This is a genomic window from Burkholderia sp. 9777_1386 (assembly GCF_015712265.1).
Taxonomy (GTDB): Bacteria; Pseudomonadota; Gammaproteobacteria; order Burkholderiales; family Burkholderiaceae; genus Burkholderia; species Burkholderia cenocepacia.
This window is the reverse complement of the sequence record NZ_JACCQB010000001.1, coordinates 296,126-311,388: the sequence shown is the minus strand read 5'-3', so window position 1 is coordinate 311,388 and position 15,263 is coordinate 296,126. Positions and strand designations below refer to the sequence as shown.

13 protein-coding genes are annotated in these 15,263 nt (G+C 67.9%); 5 read left to right on the top strand and 8 right to left on the bottom strand.

The annotated features are described in order from the left end of the window. Window positions 1–952: 952 nt before the first annotated feature. Window positions 953–1,270 carry a hypothetical protein gene (locus tag H0X91_RS01350; RefSeq protein ID WP_124633086.1) on the bottom strand — a complete coding sequence of 106 codons (318 nt, stop codon included), beginning with the start codon at window positions 1,268–1,270 and terminating at the stop codon, window positions 953–955. Between H0X91_RS01350 and H0X91_RS01345 the strand changes: the two genes are divergently transcribed. Beyond that, on the top strand, window positions 1,264–2,097 hold the full coding sequence (locus H0X91_RS01345; protein WP_006498031.1) for a response regulator transcription factor: 834 nt from the start codon (window positions 1,264–1,266) through the stop codon (window positions 2,095–2,097). The genes H0X91_RS01350 and H0X91_RS01345 overlap by 7 nt on opposite strands. Then, the gene (locus H0X91_RS01340) at window positions 2,090–4,432 is read left to right on the top strand and encodes a sensor histidine kinase (protein WP_196432737.1); all 2,343 of its coding nucleotides are present in this window, start codon (window positions 2,090–2,092) and stop codon (window positions 4,430–4,432) included. The genes H0X91_RS01345 and H0X91_RS01340 overlap by 8 nt, the downstream gene beginning before the upstream one ends. A 19-nt stretch (window positions 4,433–4,451) precedes the next feature. Here H0X91_RS01340 and H0X91_RS01335 read toward each other — a convergent pair whose 3' ends face one another. The 7 genes from H0X91_RS01335 to H0X91_RS01305 form a co-directional block, all read right to left on the bottom strand. Beyond that, a complete protein-coding gene (locus tag H0X91_RS01335; RefSeq protein WP_226244984.1) occupies window positions 4,452–4,757 on the bottom strand; it encodes a hypothetical protein in 306 nt (101 codons plus the stop codon). Window positions 4,758–4,773: 16 nt separating this feature from the next. Beyond that, a complete protein-coding gene (gene yjfF / locus H0X91_RS01330) occupies window positions 4,774–5,862 on the bottom strand; it encodes a galactofuranose ABC transporter, permease protein YjfF (RefSeq protein WP_006498029.1) in 1,089 nt (362 codons plus the stop codon). Beyond that, window positions 5,859–6,902 carry an ABC transporter permease gene (locus H0X91_RS01325; protein ID WP_062911490.1) on the bottom strand — a complete coding sequence of 348 codons (1,044 nt, stop codon included), beginning with the start codon at window positions 6,900–6,902 and terminating at the stop codon, window positions 5,859–5,861. The genes yjfF and H0X91_RS01325 overlap by 4 nt, the downstream gene beginning before the upstream one ends. Beyond that, window positions 6,899–8,413 (bottom strand): sugar ABC transporter ATP-binding protein, encoded by a 1,515-nt coding sequence (locus tag H0X91_RS01320; RefSeq protein WP_006482243.1) that lies wholly within the window; start codon window positions 8,411–8,413, stop codon window positions 6,899–6,901. Before H0X91_RS01320 ends, H0X91_RS01325 begins: the two co-directional genes overlap by 4 nt. A 60-nt stretch (window positions 8,414–8,473) precedes the next feature. Further along, on the bottom strand, window positions 8,474–9,436 hold the full coding sequence (locus tag H0X91_RS01315; protein ID WP_006482235.1) for an ABC transporter substrate-binding protein: 963 nt from the start codon (window positions 9,434–9,436) through the stop codon (window positions 8,474–8,476). A 281-nt stretch (window positions 9,437–9,717) separates the two neighbouring features. After that, entirely contained in the window at window positions 9,718–10,569 is an 852-nt protein-coding gene (locus tag H0X91_RS01310) for a pirin family protein (protein WP_196432736.1), read from the bottom strand. Window positions 10,570–10,603: 34 nt separating this feature from the next. Next, on the bottom strand, window positions 10,604–11,209 hold the full coding sequence (locus tag H0X91_RS01305) for an FMN-dependent NADH-azoreductase (protein ID WP_006498024.1): 606 nt from the start codon (window positions 11,207–11,209) through the stop codon (window positions 10,604–10,606). A gap of 118 nt (window positions 11,210–11,327) precedes the next feature. On the opposite strand from H0X91_RS01305, the gene H0X91_RS01300 reads away from it, so the two are divergent. The 3 genes from H0X91_RS01300 to proP all read left to right on the top strand — a co-directional run bounded on the left by H0X91_RS01300 (window position 11,328) and on the right by proP (window position 15,254). Then, complete coding sequence (locus H0X91_RS01300; RefSeq protein WP_006498023.1) at window positions 11,328–12,251, top strand: LysR family transcriptional regulator; 924 nt, start codon at window positions 11,328–11,330, stop codon at window positions 12,249–12,251. A gap of 231 nt (window positions 12,252–12,482) precedes the next feature. After that, window positions 12,483–13,511, top strand: coding sequence for a DNA topoisomerase IB (locus H0X91_RS01295; protein ID WP_034203972.1), 1,029 nt, complete (start codon window positions 12,483–12,485; stop codon window positions 13,509–13,511). A gap of 273 nt (window positions 13,512–13,784) precedes the next feature. Beyond that, window positions 13,785–15,254 carry a glycine betaine/L-proline transporter ProP gene (gene proP / locus H0X91_RS01290; RefSeq protein WP_034203971.1) on the top strand — a complete coding sequence of 490 codons (1,470 nt, stop codon included), beginning with the start codon at window positions 13,785–13,787 and terminating at the stop codon, window positions 15,252–15,254. Window positions 15,255–15,263 lie beyond the last annotated feature (9 nt).

The following is a 15,263-nucleotide window of genomic DNA, read 5'->3' as shown; positions in this document are numbered from 1 at the left end:
GCGATCACGATCGCCGGCTAGCGGCTCATGGAAATCGACTTCGCCGGCCCGGCGGCGACACGGTGCATGCCGCGCTGCGAGACCGCACGCGCGTCCACCGTCGCACCCGCCGACGGGCGACTTCGAATCTCATCGGAAAAGCGTCGCTCGGACGCTGGACGAACGGAGGCCGGCCCGCATCGCGGGCGGCCCGTCATGTGTCATTCAGGCGGCGAAAGGCGCCATGCTGTCCCCGGGTCTGAAGCATGCGCCGCCGGATCGCTGACGCTGACAGCCGGCACCGGATCGATCGACCCGAGGCCCTGACCTGCCATGCTTGTCGTATTCATATTTTTCGTATCCGCCTGATTCGATAGAGCGCCGCGCACGGCCTTCGGATCGATCAAACCGCCCGGCGGCCCACGCGAAACCACTCACCCCTTTCCGTCCGGCGGGCGACCCGTTTTTCCGGATTTCCGGAAAAAACCGGCTACTCGACGAACGACCCCGGCATCGAATTAATCGATCGAATTTGCTTGACGATTTCTTCTCGCTCGATGCCTTTCACCCACACCCACGCCGTCATTTCTCGATTCGCCTTGTATATCTAGCATTTCACGAATCATGACGTTTTCATTACCCTCGTGCCTGTTATTCTTTTGTCACCGTCCTCTCATCATCTGAGAATGCCATCATTCAATGTGACATTGAATATCGGCTGCCATGGAGGCGACGGAAACAGCAATTTTCGTGGCAACCGGAGTCGGGGAAAGAACCGATTCCAGCCGCGTCGGGGCTAGTGTGCCGGCATTCGCTCAAACAAACCTTTTCCGCAGCGGACAAATCCTTTTCCCGAGCGGACAGCATTTACATTCATACACATTCGCAGGAAATTCGATTTTCCGGAAAGCGGAATATCCCCGCGACATCAACGAAAACTTAATCACCACGACAATGAATTAGCAGATTCAATTCAGACCGCACCATCGAATTTCGACAGCACGCTCACAAATTCATCATTCGGGCCATTTCGATTCCACCAGTCCATATGACCGGAAATAAAGACCGGAATTATCAAAATCGATTCGGCACATTTTTCCGAATCATTTCGTCGGCAGCGAACCACCTCGCCGGGCCGTTCCCGCGCCCGCCCGACAAGTCCACACGCGCCGCACGGAATCCTCACAGGCGATACTGTTGTCGGCATATAATTTTTTGCAACAATCGTGCAGATAGCGATGCCTCCGACCTGACAGGCCATTCCCTTCCAACGCGTTCGCAACCATGCCATCCCGCTTGTCCAGTTCGGCGTCGCCACGCACCACGCCGGATCTCGCTGGCGCACATATCCTCATCGTCGACGATCGCCCGAACGACCTGCGGCTCCTGACCGAAATCCTGCGCGCCGCGCAGTGCCGGATCAGCGTCGCGTTCGACGGGCTGCAGGCCTATCACCGCGCGCAGGCCATCGCGCCCGACCTGATCCTGATGGACGTGCGCATGCCGCGCATGGACGGCTTCGCCGCGAGCCGGCTGCTGGCGTCGACCCCGTCGACGCAATCCATTCCGGTGATCATCCTGACAGCCGCCGGCGATCTCGAGGATCGCATCGCGGGGCTCGAAACGGGGGCGCTCGACTACATCGTCAAGCCGTTCGAACCGGCGGAAGTCATCGCGCGCATCCGCAATCACCTGAAGCGCGGGCGGCGCAGCCAGCCGTTCGCGCATCTGCCCGAATTGCCCGACAACCCCGACGCGGCGCTCGTGCGCGCCGCGAGCGACGTGCTGCTGCGCGACCTGCGCCATCCGCCGGCGCTCGAGGAACTCGCCCGGCAGGTCGGCACGCACGAAAAGCGGCTGTCGCGCGTGTTCCGCGATCATCTCGGCCAGACCGTGTTCGAGTACCTGCGCGACACGCGGCTGCGCGCCGCGATGCACTTCCTGTCGGAAACGTCGATGGGGATCGGCGACATCGCCGAGGAAATCGGCTTCTCCACGCCCGGCAATTTCGCGACGGCGTTCCGCGAACGCTTCGGCATCACGCCGTCCGACTGGCGGCGCCAGCGCCACGCGGTCGGCGCGCCGGCCGCACCCGGGGGGCACCACGGCGATGCGTAGGCAATACGCGGCATGGGCAGCGGGATGTCGCGGATTGCTCCTGCTGCTGGCGGCGCTGGCCGTCACGTGCGCGACGGCCCGTGCCGCAACGGCGCCGAATCCCGCGCAACTCGAAGCCGTCGCGGTGTTCGAAGACGCCGGCACGACGCTGTCCGTCGCCGACGTGGCCGCCCGGCTCGACGATGCGCGCCGCGACGCGGCCACGGCATCCCGCCCGTCGTTCAACGTGACGTTTTCGCGCTCGGCGTGGTGGGTCCGCGCGACACTGATCAATCGCGACAGCGAAACGCGTCCGCTGGTGCTGGCGATTCGCGATGCGCGCGTCGACCGGGCCGACTTCTATGTCGAGCGGCACGGTCGCTGGCTGCCCGACCACAGCTTCCCGGCCGATCGCGGCGACGCGCGCGAGGCGCCGTCGCGCTACCCGACCCTCGACGTCACGCTGCACGCGGGCGAACAGCTCCCCGTGCTGATCCGCATCACGTCGCGCAAGGAAATGCGGCTCGCGCCGATCGCGTTCACCCGCGACGCGTGGATCGCGCAGGAGTTGCACGCGTCGATGTGGAACTTCGGCTTCTTCGGCGGGCTGCTTGCACTCGTCTGGTGCGCGCTGCTGATCGGCTTTTTCTCGCGCAGCGGCGTGTTCCACGTGCTGGCCGTGCTGACCCTGAACACCGCGCTGTTCGAAGCCGCGTACCGTGGCTATCTCGCGATGGCCCTGTCCCCCGCCGCCCGAGAATGGTCGACGCGCGGCGAAACGATCTTCGCGTACCTGTCGGTCGCGTGCTTCATCGTCTTCATCCTGATGGTCGCGCATCGCGAGAAGGCGAAGATTCCGATGCGCGCGGTGTACGTGGTGTTTCTCGCGCTCGAATGCGCGGGAATCGCCGGCGCGGCGTTCGGCGATCTGGGGACCTTCGCACGGTTCTGCCTGTGGCTGAACACCGCGCTCGCGATCGTCAACATCAGCCTGGCGCTGATGCTCGTGATCCGGCGCACGCCGACGGGCCGCGTGATGCTGATCGCGGTCGCGTTCGCGACGTTCAACATGCTGATCCGCATGCTCGATGGCCGCGACGCGTTGCCGTCCGTGCTGTCATGGATCCGGTCCGACGTCTTTCCGAACCCCGTCATCGCGATCATCGGGCTCGCGACGCACCTGCTGGTGCTGGCCGCGTGGATTCACCACGTGGGCAAACAACGCACCGAGGCGCGCAAGCGGCTCGAACACTGGCAGCTCACCGAACAGGACCGGCTGCGCGACGAAGTCGCGCGGCGCACGGTGGCGCTCAACGATGCGTTGCAACAGTCGAAGACGCACCTGCAGCAGAAGATCGAGACGCTCGGCTACGTCAGCCACGACCTGCGCGCGCCGCTGTCGACGATCAACGGCTATGCGAAGCTGCTGCTGCAAGGCGCGACGCGCGGCCAGGCGCGGCTGATCCGGTCGATCGACCGCAGCATCCGCTACCAGCTCGCGCTGATCGACGAATTGCTCGCGTTCACGAAGGCCGAACTGCAGCCGCTCGGCGTCGCGCCCGACCGCACCGACCTGCCCGGGCTGCTGGACGACATCGGCCACTACGCGCTCGCGCTGTGCGCGCAGCAGGACAACCGGTTCGTCTACCAACCGGTCACGGCGCTGCCGCGCACGGTGCTGATCGACGGCATCCGGCTGCAACAGGTGCTGTTGAACCTGCTGTCCAACGCATCGAAATTCACGCGCAGCGGCACGGTCACGCTGTCGGTTCACGCGTCGCGCGAAGGCGACGCGTGGCGCCTGCTGTTCGAGGTCGCCGATACGGGCATCGGCATCGACATCACCGCGACCACCGACATCTTCCGCGCGTACCAGCAGGTGCAGGCCGTGAACGGCGGCACCGGGCTCGGCCTGTTCATCGCGCAGCGGATCGTCGCCGCGATGGGCGGCGAGCTGGCCGTCGCGAGCCAGCCGGGCGTCGGCACGTCGTTCTCGTTCGCGGTCGTCGCGCCGGCCCTCGGCCATGCGCTCGCACCGGCGTCGGGGCTCGTCAGGCGGTTTCATCCGGCCGACGAAGCGCAGCCGGCCCGCGCCGCGCCCGCGATGCGCAGCCCGCCCGCCGATGCACTCGCGGAACTGATCGCGCTCGCCGGCGAAGGCCGGCTGACCGATATCGAGGAATGGCTCGGCCAGTATGTGGACGAGCCGGATCACGCGCCGTTCGTGCACGAAATGCGCGCGCACCTCGACGCACTGGACTTGCACGCGATCGAAAAACTGGCCGGCTCGCTGAAACGCACGCGCGTCGCGGATACGTCGTTCGACACCGAGACGGACGCGACCGGGCCGGCCTGACGGCGCGAACCCGTACGCGTCATTTCACCGCGGTACGCTCGCGCTGCCGATCGGCCCGCTCGACCACGCGGGTCAACCGAATGATGTCGGTCAGGCCGAATTCGCCGGCATCCGGGCGCGGGCGACCATGCTCGTCGGCCACGCGCATCGCGAACGCCAGCGCTTCGGAACGTTCGCGCAGCAGCACCCGCAGCGCATCGGCCACGATCCGGCAGTCGCGCGCGTCGCCCAGGTCGAGCAGCGGCCGGCGGCCGTGCTCGATAGCCAGCGTATCGGCCACGCCCGCCGTCATGTCATCACGCTTCATGCCGTTCTCCTCGCGCAAAGGGGGCGCGGTCGCACTACGACCGCCGCATCGTCGAGACCAGCGCGATGTCCTCTTCCGGCGGCGCCGGCCGCGCGGGGGCAGTATCGCGCGTCGGCCGCTGCGCGCCGAGCCCGGTGCCGCCGGTGCGCCGCCGCGTCGCGTGCCGCTCGATGACCCGCTGCAGCACGCAGAACACGCACAGCAGCGCGCCGATCACGATCCGCGTCCACCATGAACTCAGCGTACCGTCGAACGTGATCAGCACCTGGATCGTGCCGAGGATGCCGACCCCGAACACCGAACCGATCACGTAGCCCACGCCGCCCGTCAGCAGCGTGCCGCCGATCACGGTCGCGGCGATCGCGTCGAGCTCCATTCCCTGCGCCTGCAACCCGTAACCCGACAGCACGTACAGCGTGAACACCACGCCGCCGAGCGCCGAACAGAAGCCGCTCAGCGCGTAGACGCCGATCTTCGTGCGCGCGACCGGCAAGCCCATCAGCAGCGCCGAGCGTTCGTTGCCGCCGACCGCATACACGTTGCGGCCAAAGCGCGTGAAATGCGCGACGTAGATCGCGACGGCCAGCGTCGCGAGCGCGATCAGCGCGCCGGCGCTCAGCGTGCCGCCGCCGACCGGCACGCTGATGCCGGCGATCGCATGAAACGCCGGCTGGTTGATCGTGATCGACTGCGTCGTGATCAGGAAGCACGCGCCGCGCGCGAGAAACATGCCGGCGAGCGTGACGATGAACGGCTGCAACCGGAAATAGTGGATCAGCGCGCCCATCGCGGCGCCGTACAGCGCGCCGAATGCGAGCACGAGCGGCACGATCACCCATACCGGCCAGTGCAGCCGTTCGGCGCCCACCGCGCAGAAGATCGTTGTCAGCGCAACGACCGAGCCGACCGACAGGTCGATGCCGCCGGATACGATCACGAACGTCATCCCGATCGCGACGATCAGCAGGAACGCGTTGTCGACGAGCAGCCCGGTCAGCACCTGCATCGAGAAAAAGCCCGTGTACATCACGGACCCGAAACCGAACAGCGCGACGAACAGCACGATCGTCACGACGATCGGCAGCGTGCGCGGATCGGCGAGGCGGCCAAGGAAACGGGTCATCGCGGCGTCGCTCCGGTGGTGGTGGCGCGCGATCGCGCGGAAGGCAGCAGTCGCGACGCGTGCCGGACCAGCAGCGCGCGCGCCGCGTCCGACTGGATCAGCGTCACGACGATCACGACGACCGCCTTGACGACGAGCGTCGCCTCCGGCGGCACACCGATCGAGTAGGTCGTGTAGGTGAGCGTCTGGATGATCAGCGCGCCGAGCACCGAGCCCGCGAGACTGAAGCGGCCGCCGAGCAGCGACGTGCCGCCGAGCGTCACCGCGAGGATCGCGTCGAGTTCGAGCAGCAGCCCCGCGTTGTTGCCGTCGGCGCTGCGCACGTTCGAACTGGCGAGGATGCCCGCGAGCGCCGACATCACGCCCGAGCACAGATACACGCCGAACACGACCGCGCCCGAACGCAGCCCGACGAGCCGCGTCGCGACCGGGTTCACGCCGATCGCGCGAATGAACAGCCCGAGCGCCGTGCGGTTCACCAGCAGCGCGGTCGCCCCGATCGTCGCGAGCGCGATCCACACCGCGCACGGCACGGTCGCGAGATAGCCGCCGCCGAGCGCGAGATAGCCGGGCGCGCCGATCGGGATGATCTGGCCGCCCGTCAGCAGTTGCGCGACGCCGCGCCCCGCGACCATCAGGATCAGCGTCGCGATGATCGGCTGCATCCCGACGAATGCGACCAGCAGCCCGTTCCACGCGCCGGCCAGCAGCCCGACGCCGAGCGCGGCGGCCAGCGCCATGCCGACCCGCGACGGATCCGCCTCGAGCACGATCGCGGCCGCCGCGCCGGCGATCGCGACGATCGCGCCCACCGAGATGTCGATCCCGCGCGTCGCGATCACGAGCGTCATCCCGAGCGACACGATCACGAGCGGCGCCGCGCGATTGAGGATGTCGATCGGCGCGCCGAACAGGTGGCCGTCGAGCAATGCGATCGACAGGAAGCCCGGGCGATGCGCGACGTCCAGCGCGAACAGCAGCGCGAGCGTCAGCACCGGCCACGCGAGCGGATGACGAAACAGCGTGCGTAACCGCGTCATGACTGGCCTCCCGCGATCAACCGGTAAACCTGCTCCTCGGACGCATCGGCGCCCGTCAATTCGGCGACCTTGCGGCGGTCGCGCAGCACCGCGATCCGGTGGCTCACGCGTACGACCTCGCCGATCTCCGACGAGATGAACAGGATCGCGAGCCCCTGCGCGCACAGCGCGAGCACACGCTCCATGATGTCGAATTTCGCGGCGACGTCGATGCCGCGCGTCGGCTCGTCGAGAATCAGCAGCTTCGGGTCCGTCGCGAGCCAGCGCGCGAGCAGCACCTTCTGCTGGTTGCCGCCCGACAGCAGCCCGATCGGCTGCTCCGCGTCGCGCGCCTTGATGCCGAGTCGGGCGATGTACGTGTCGGCGATCTCGCGCTGGCGCGCCCGCCCGATCAGCCGCCACCAGCCGCGCCGCGCCTGCAGCGCGAGGACGATGTTCTCGCGGATCGACAGCGCGGCGACGATGCCCTCCTTCTTGCGGTCCTCCGGGCAGTACGCGATGCCGTGGCGCACCGCATCGTGCGGCGATGCGAGCCGCGTGCGCGCGCCGCCGATCTCGATCGCACCGGTATCGGGGCGCGCGGCGGCGAACGCCAGTTGCGCGGTTTCGGTGCGGCCCGAGCCGAGCAGCCCGGCCAGCCCGACGATCTCGCCGGGGCGCACGTCCAGATCGAGCGCGCTCATCATCCCGCGCCGGCCGACCTGCTGCATCGACAGGAACGGCGCGGGGGTCGCGGTGTCGCGCTCGACCGCCGCGGCGCCCGCCTGCAGCGTCTCGGACATGCGCTCGCGGCCGGTCATCTTCGCGACCAGCAGGTCGACCGGCAGGTCGCGCGCGAGATACTCGCCTTCGCGCTCGCCGTTGCGCATCACGGTGATCCGGTCGGACACCGCATAGGTCTGCTCGAGAAAGTGCGTGACGAACAGGATCGCGATGCCCGACGCCTTCAGCCGGCGCAGCACGTCGAACAGCCGCGCGACCTCGCCGTCGTCGAGGCTCGAGGTCGGCTCGTCGAGGATCAGCACGCGTGCGTCGACCGACACCGCGCGCGCGATCGCGACCATCTGCTGCACCGCGATCGGATATGAATCGAGCGAACGCGTGACGTCGAGCGCCAGGTCGAGTTCGGCGAGCGCGTCGCGCGAGCGCGCATGGATCGTCTTCCAGTCGATCGCGCCGCGCCGCATCGGCTGCCGGCCCGCGAAGATGTTCTCGGCAACCGACAGGTTCGCGCACAGGTTCACTTCCTGATAGAGCGTCTGGATGCCAGCCGCCTCGGCCTCGCGCGGCGCGGCGAAGTTCACCGGCGCGCCGCCGACGCGAATCTCGCCCGCATCGTGCGCATGCACGCCGGTGAGCACGTTGATCAGCGTCGACTTGCCCGCGCCGTTCTGGCCCATCAGCGCGTGGATCTCACCCGGAAACAGCCGGAAGTCGACGCGCTGCAGCGCGCTGACGCCCGGAAATGACTTGTCGATGCCGATCATCTCGACCACCGGCGAACTCTGCATGCAGCCTCCCTCGAAGCGTCCTCGGACGGTGGCCGCCAGGCCGCCGCCCGGGCGGACAGGTCAGTACTTGCGGGTCGGCAGCACCTGCGCCGCGACGTTCATCGGAAACACCGTTTCGTTGGTCACGATGCGCTTGGGCAACTGCTTGCCGGCGACGACGTCCTTCACCGCGGTCATCAGCTGCGGGCCGAGCAGCGGGCTGCATTCGACGTCGACGTTGATCTTGCCCGCGACCATCGCCTGGAAGCCGCCCTTGGTCGCGTCGAACGACACGACGCTCACGTCCTTGCCGGGCTTGATGCCGGCCTCTTCCATCGCCTGGATCGCGCCGAGCGCCATGTCGTCGTTGTGCGCGTAGACGACGTTGATCTGCTTGCCGTAGGTCTTCGCGAATGCTTCCATCACCTGCTTGCCGCCGGCGAGCGTGAAGTCGCCGCTTTGCGACGCGATCACCTTGAATTTCGGATTGTTCTTGATCACTTCGAGCAGGCCCGCGCGGCGGTCGTTGGCCGGCGCGGAACCGACCGTGCCCTGCAGCTCGACGATGTTGATCGGGCCCGCGTCGTTCTTGTAGCGCTCTTCCAGCCAGTGGCCGGCGCGCCGCCCTTCCTCGAGGAAGTCGGAGCCGATCATCGTCACGTACAGCGACGGGTCCTTCACGTCGACGCCGCGATCGGTCAGGATCACCGGGATATGCGCGGCCTTCGCTTCGGTCAGCACCGGCTCCCAGCCCGATTCGACGACCGGCGAGAACGCGATCACGTCGACCTTCTGCGCGATGAACGAGCGGATCGCGCGAATCTGGTTCTCCTGTTTCTGCTGCGCGTCGGAAAACTTCAGGTTGATGCCGGCGTCCTTCGCCGCGCTCTTCACCGACACGGTGTTCGCGGTGCGCCATGCGCTTTCCGCGCCGACTTGCGAGAACCCGAGCGTGATCGGCTTTTGCTGCGCGTGCGCGCCGCCTGCCAGCACCGTCGCCGCGGCGACGATCGCGCCGGCCGCCAGCTTCCTGATGAATGTCATGGTCCGTCTCCGATGATGTCGTTGTGTGCCGCGGCGCTGTTGTGTTTCTGCGTGGCGCTGGCGCGGATCGGGCTGCGCCGGCCGGCGTGTTCGGCCGGCGCGGTATACAGGCCCCGCATCAGTCTAGAAACAAGTCCGATAACCTTCCAATGAAATATTGGATTGAGCCGATGTCGGAATCGGCATACGTATAAACACCTAAGCGCGACACCCCGCGGGCGCGGCGTCTCGGCACGCCGGCCGCCTTGAACGGAGGCCGGATATCGACGATGACGAAAGCATCAGCGCATCACGCCCCTGGCGCGCAGTTCACGGCCGATACGCCCGATTTCGCGCTCGCCTTCCACCAACGCGGCGGCGCTCGTGTGCACCGAGTAGGCGCCCAGATGAAGATCGTGCGGATGCGGAATCGCCGTACCGACCACGAAGCGCGCGTCGGTCACGGCCTCGAATTCGATCGGCGCGTCGGACGCGTCGAACACGACCAGCTCGCCCCGCCCGACCGGGTCCGGCGTGCGCAGGCGGCCGTCCATCACGGCGGTCCAGCCGACCCGGTGGCCCTGCGGCGGCCGGCAGGTCCAGCGCTCACCCGCCTTCAACTGCACGACGACGTAGTTGATGCCCGGCGGCGCATCGACCGAGCTGACCGCGTCGCCGTGGCGGCCGAGCAGCACGCGGGCCGGCCCGTCCGTCGGGATGTCGTCGATCGACAGGTGCTGACTGAACGCCGGCGCCAGCTCGCGCCCCGGCGGCAACGCCACCCACAGCTGGAACGCCTTGACCGGCGGCACCACGGAACCCGTATGCCAGACGCCGCGCCCCGCGCTCATCCATTCGATGTCGCCGGCCCCTATCGGGCCTTCGTGGCCCGTCGATTCCACATAGGTGCCGTGCCCGTCGAGCATGAGCGTCAGCGTGGCGATGCCCGAATGCGGATGCCAGCCGAAGGCCGGCTTGCCGAGCGGCGCCCGCGTATCGATCAGGTCGAGGAACACGAACGGCTTGATCATCTCGCCCACGTCGGACGGGCTGACCATGCGGACGAGCGGCCCGTGCGCGTTGCCGCGCGTGCGGAACACGACACGACGGCCGGCGACGGTGGTCGAGGGAACGGAATCGAGGGTATTCAACATCGGTTCTCCGGTGGCCGGTATCCGGCGTATTGCGTCAGGCCGCGAGGGCCGCTGCCGCTTCCTTCGCCGATGCAATCGCGCCCGTGCGCTTGTCCGCCCCCATCGCGACGCCTTCGGCACGAATGAACGTGATGTCGGTGATGCCGAGAAAACCGAACGCGTCTCTCAGATAGGTTTCCTGATGATCGAACGACGCGAACGGCGACCCGACGCTGTACACGCCACCACGTGACGACGCGATGACCAGCTTCTTGCCGCCGCACAGGCCGACCGGCCCGTTTTCGTCGTAGCGAAATGTCGTGCCGGCCACCGAGATGCGATCGACCCACGCCTTCAGTTGCGACGCGATGCCGAAGTTGTACATCGGCGCGCCGATGACAACGATGTCGGCCGCAAGGAATTCCTCAAGCGCGCGCTGGCCGATCTCGACGTCCGCCTTCAGCGCGTCGTCGACCGGCGCGCCTTGCGCGGCGGCAAGGTGTTCGGCGGCCAGATGGCCGAGCGGCGTGGCGGCGAGGTCGAGGTGCGTGACCGTGAGGCCGGGATCGCGGGCGCGGAAGCGGGCGACGATTTCCGCCGACAGTTCGCGGCTGACCGAGCCCTGGCCGAGGATGCTCGAATCGATGTGCAGCAGTTTCATGCAGATTCTCCTTGAGACGGATGGATTCGCCGGTAGCGTGAGACCAGTATGGAGATCGATTCGGCTTTACACTAGATGGATAAACAGGATTTGATTAATCCATTTCTGGAGTAATCCCATGCTCGATCTGAATGATCTCGCGCTGTTCGTCCAGGTCGTCCGCGCCGGCAGCTTTTCGGAGGCCGCACGACGCCTGCGCATGCCGGCCAATACGCTGAGTCGGCGCATCGACCAGTTCGAAGGGCACATCGGCACGCGCCTGCTGCATCGCTCGACCCGCAAGCTGGCGCCGAGCACCGAGGGCCTGGCGCTGTTCGAGCGCTACGCGCCGGCACTCGACCGGATCTTCGAGATCGAACGGCAGCATGCGGACGGGCAGGAACCGGCCGGAACCGTGCGCGTGGCGGCGATGGCCGGCCTGTTCGAAGTGATCAAGCTGGAATGGCTGGCCGAGTTCTACGCGCGCCATCCGCGCATCAGCATCGACTTCCTGCTCGACGACACGCCGTCCGACCTGATCGCCGAGCGCATCGACCTCGCACTGCGCATCGGCATCGAGACCGGCGGCAGCTTCCGCGTGCGCCGGATCGCGCCGGGCACGATGATCCTCGCCGCCAGCCCCGCTTATCTCGAACGACGCGGCACGCCCCGCACGCCGCGCGAGCTGGCCGACCACGATTGCCTCACGGTGTCGAGCCGCCAGGGACGCAGCATGTGGCGCCTGCAGGGGCCGCGCGGCACGCAGGAGATTTCGATCGACAGCCGTTTCTCGGTCAACGACATGCGCGTGGTCATGCAGGCGTGCCTCGCCGGCCTCGGCATCGCGCTGGTGCCGCGGGTGCTCGCCGCGGCGGCGATCGACGAAGGCAAGCTGGCGCGCGTGCTGCCGGCCTACCAACGCTCCGGCGCCGGGCTCGGGCTGCAGCTCGTCTATACGAGCCGCCCGCCGCTGCCGCCCGCGGTGACGGCCGTCGCCGAGTTTCTGCTGGAGAAGCTCGACCAGGGGATGTCGAGGTGTCCCGAGCCCACGGCCGGCCGATGACGTTTCGTCGTCGCCGCGAACGGCATTTCCCGGCCGCTCTGCCGTCGCGTCGTACAGCCAGCCGGCGCACGATTCTTGCTCCCGTTCCGCAACGACCGCTCATGGCGTGCTGCAGGTCGCCGTCCGGGCCCATTACGAACAAGGGAGCAAACACATGACCGCCGCCCACGAGCACGGGTCGCCATCCGTCGCCATCGCCGTCTCCATCGCCGCCAACCGGCACACGCGCGCATGAAGCAGCCCGCTTCGAGCACGGCCGCGGCGCTGCGCCACGTCGACGACCGCCAGCCCGGCTACACGCGCCGCCGCCTGCGCAACGGCTTCGCGTATTACGCGCAAGACGGCACGCGGATTCGCGATGCCGCGGAAATCGCCCGCATCGACGCGCTCGCGATCCCGCCCGCGTACACCGACGTGTGGATCTGCGCGGACCCGCTCGGCCACCTGCAGGCGACGGGCCGCGACGCGCGCGGCCGCAAGCAGTATCGCTACCACCCGCAGTGGCGGGCGACCCGCGACGCGAACAAGTACGCACGAATGGCCGCGTTCGCGCGGGCGCTGCCGCGCATCCGCGCGCGCGTCACGCGCGACCTGGCGTTGCCGGGCATGCCGCGCGACAAGGTCGTCGCGACGATCGTCCGCTTGCTCGACACGACGCTCGCGCGGATCGGCAACGCGGAATACGCACGCGAAAACGGCTCGTACGGGCTGACGACGCTGCGCAAGCGCCATTTGAAGATCCAGCCCGGCCAGGTGCGGCTGCGCTTCACCGGCAAGAGCGGGATCGAACACGACGTGACGGTCGACGATGCGCGGGTCGCGCGGATCGTGCGGCGCTGCGCGGAACTGCCCGGTCACGAGCTGTTCCAGTATGTGGACGACGACGGCGTGCGCCATCCGGTCGGGTCATCCGACGTGAACGACTACCTGCGCGAAGCCGGCGGCGCCGATTTCACCGCGAAGGATTACCGGACGTGGGCCGGCAGCGTGCACGCGCTCGGGTTGCTGCGGCGCGTGGAGCACCGCGGCGTCACGCATGCCCGCAAGCAGATCGTCGAAACCGTGCGCGCGGTGGCGGACCTGCTGCGCAACACGCCGGCCGTGTGCCGGCGCTGCTACATCCATCCGGTCGTGCTCGACGCGTTCGAGTCGGGCGCGCTCGCCACGCTGGCGGTCCGGCGCTCGCCGCGCGGCCTGCGCGCGGATGAAGCGGCGTTCGTCGCGTTGCTGGTGTCCGCGAGCCGGCGCGCGGCGAGATGACCGTCCACGCCGCGCCCCGCCCGCCGGGGTGCAATCCGGGCGACGTCCCCGCGTGTCGTTTACCACCGGTTTCCGGGCGCATGACCGATAGCCGCTCGCGCCCGTTTCTCTAAACTGGTTCGCACAATACACCTGCCCGGTGCCGTCCCGCTGCGCACGTCACGCCGCCGGCATCGAGGCATCCCCGAGACATCCGCCTTCGCAGTCCGCCGGCCCGCACGACCCCGCTGCATTCCCGCCGGCCGGTTGCCAAGGCCATTCCAGGAGAGTTCATTGAGCCCGTCGCAAGCGCACCCCGCGAAAGCCCGGTCTTCGCGCAAGTCCGTCAAGCTGGATGACATCACGATCGTCGACCCTGCCGTCCTCAAGCGCGCGGTCGGCGCGATGGCGTTCGGCAATGCGATGGAATGGTTCGACTTCGGCGTCTACAGCTATATCGCCGTCACGCTCGGCAAGGTGTTCTTCCCGTCCAGCAGCCCGTCCGCGCAATTGCTCGCGACCTTCGGCACGTTCGCGGCCGCGTTCCTCGTGCGCCCGCTCGGCGGCATGGTGTTCGGCCCGCTCGGCGACCGCATCGGCCGCCAGCGCGTGCTCGCCGCGACGATGATCATGATGGCCGTCGGCACCTTCGCGATCGGCCTGATTCCGAGCTATGCGTCGATCGGCATCATGGCCCCGATCCTGTTGCTCGTTGCCCGCCTCGTGCAGGGCTTCTCGACCGGCGGCGAATACGGCGGCGCGGCGACCTTCATCGCCGAGTTCGCGACCGACAAGCGTCGCGGCTTCATGGGCAGCTTCCTCGAATTCGGCACGCTGATCGGCTATACGCTCGGCGCGGCCACGGTCGCGCTGCTGACGGCCACGCTGTCGCAGGACGCGCTGCTGTCGTGGGGCTGGCGCGTACCGTTCTTCATCGCCGGTCCGCTCGGCCTCGTCGGCCTCTACGTGCGGCTCAAGCTCGAGGAAACGCCGGCGTTCAAGAAGGAGGCCGAAGCACGCGAAGCGGACGAACGCGCGCGGCCGAAGCAGCGCTTCGCGACGCTGCTCGTCGAACAGTGGAAGCCGCTGCTGCAATGCGTCGGTCTCGTGCTGATCTTCAACGTGACCGACTACATGGCGCTGTCGTACCTGCCGAGCTACCTGTCGGCGACGCTGCACGTTCGCGAATCGCACGGGCTCTTCATGGTGCTGCTCGTGATGGTGCTGATGATGCCGATGACGCTGTACGCCGGGCACCTGTCGGACAAGGTCGGCCGCAAGCCGGTGATGATGGCCGGCTGCGTGGGCCTGCTCGCGCTGTCGGTGCCGGCGCTGATGCTGATCCGCACCGGCGGCATGCTGCCGATCTTCGGCGGGATGCTGATCTACGGCGTCCTGCTGTCGACGTTCACGGGCGTGATGCCGTCCGCGCTGCCCGCGCTGTTCCCGACGCGGATCCGCTACGGCGCGCTCGCGATCGGCTTCAACGTGTCGGTGTCGCTGTTCGGCGGCACGACGCCGCTCGTCACCGCGTGGCTGGTCGATCGCACCGGCGACCTGATGATGCCCGCGTACTACCTGATGGGCGCGTCGTTCATCGGCATCGTGTCGGTGCTTGCGCTACGCGAGACCGCGCGCCAGCCGCTGCCCGGCTCCGGGCCGTGCGTGGCGAGCCGCGCGGAAGCGTTGAGCCTCGTGCGCGGCGGCGCCGACGAAGCGCGTGTGCGCGACCGGAGGTTCACACCGGCCAGCGAGCGCGCGTAACGCAGGTCG

Bases quoted from the DNA above. Each gene is read 5' to 3' on its own strand.
- H0X91_RS01345 (WP_006498031.1), top strand. From the start codon at position 1,264: ATGCCATCCCGCTTGTCCAGTTCGGCGTCGCCACGCACCACGCCGGAT.
- H0X91_RS01350 (WP_124633086.1), bottom strand. From the start codon at position 1,270: ATGGCATGGTTGCGAACGCGTTGGAAGGGAATGGCCTGTCAGGTCGGA.
- H0X91_RS01340 (WP_196432737.1), top strand. From the start codon at position 2,090: ATGCGTAGGCAATACGCGGCATGGGCAGCGGGATGTCGCGGATTGCTC.
- yjfF (WP_006498029.1), bottom strand. From the start codon at position 5,862: ATGACCCGTTTCCTTGGCCGCCTCGCCGATCCGCGCACGCTGCCGATC.
- H0X91_RS01325 (WP_062911490.1), bottom strand. From the start codon at position 6,902: ATGACGCGGTTACGCACGCTGTTTCGTCATCCGCTCGCGTGGCCGGTG.
- H0X91_RS01320 (WP_006482243.1), bottom strand. From the start codon at position 8,413: ATGCAGAGTTCGCCGGTGGTCGAGATGATCGGCATCGACAAGTCATTT.
- H0X91_RS01315 (WP_006482235.1), bottom strand. From the start codon at position 9,436: ATGACATTCATCAGGAAGCTGGCGGCCGGCGCGATCGTCGCCGCGGCG.
- H0X91_RS01310 (WP_196432736.1), bottom strand. From the start codon at position 10,569: ATGTTGAATACCCTCGATTCCGTTCCCTCGACCACCGTCGCCGGCCGT.
- H0X91_RS01305 (WP_006498024.1), bottom strand. From the start codon at position 11,209: ATGAAACTGCTGCACATCGATTCGAGCATCCTCGGCCAGGGCTCGGTC.
- H0X91_RS01300 (WP_006498023.1), top strand. From the start codon at position 11,328: ATGCTCGATCTGAATGATCTCGCGCTGTTCGTCCAGGTCGTCCGCGCC.
- H0X91_RS01295 (WP_034203972.1), top strand. From the start codon at position 12,483: ATGAAGCAGCCCGCTTCGAGCACGGCCGCGGCGCTGCGCCACGTCGAC.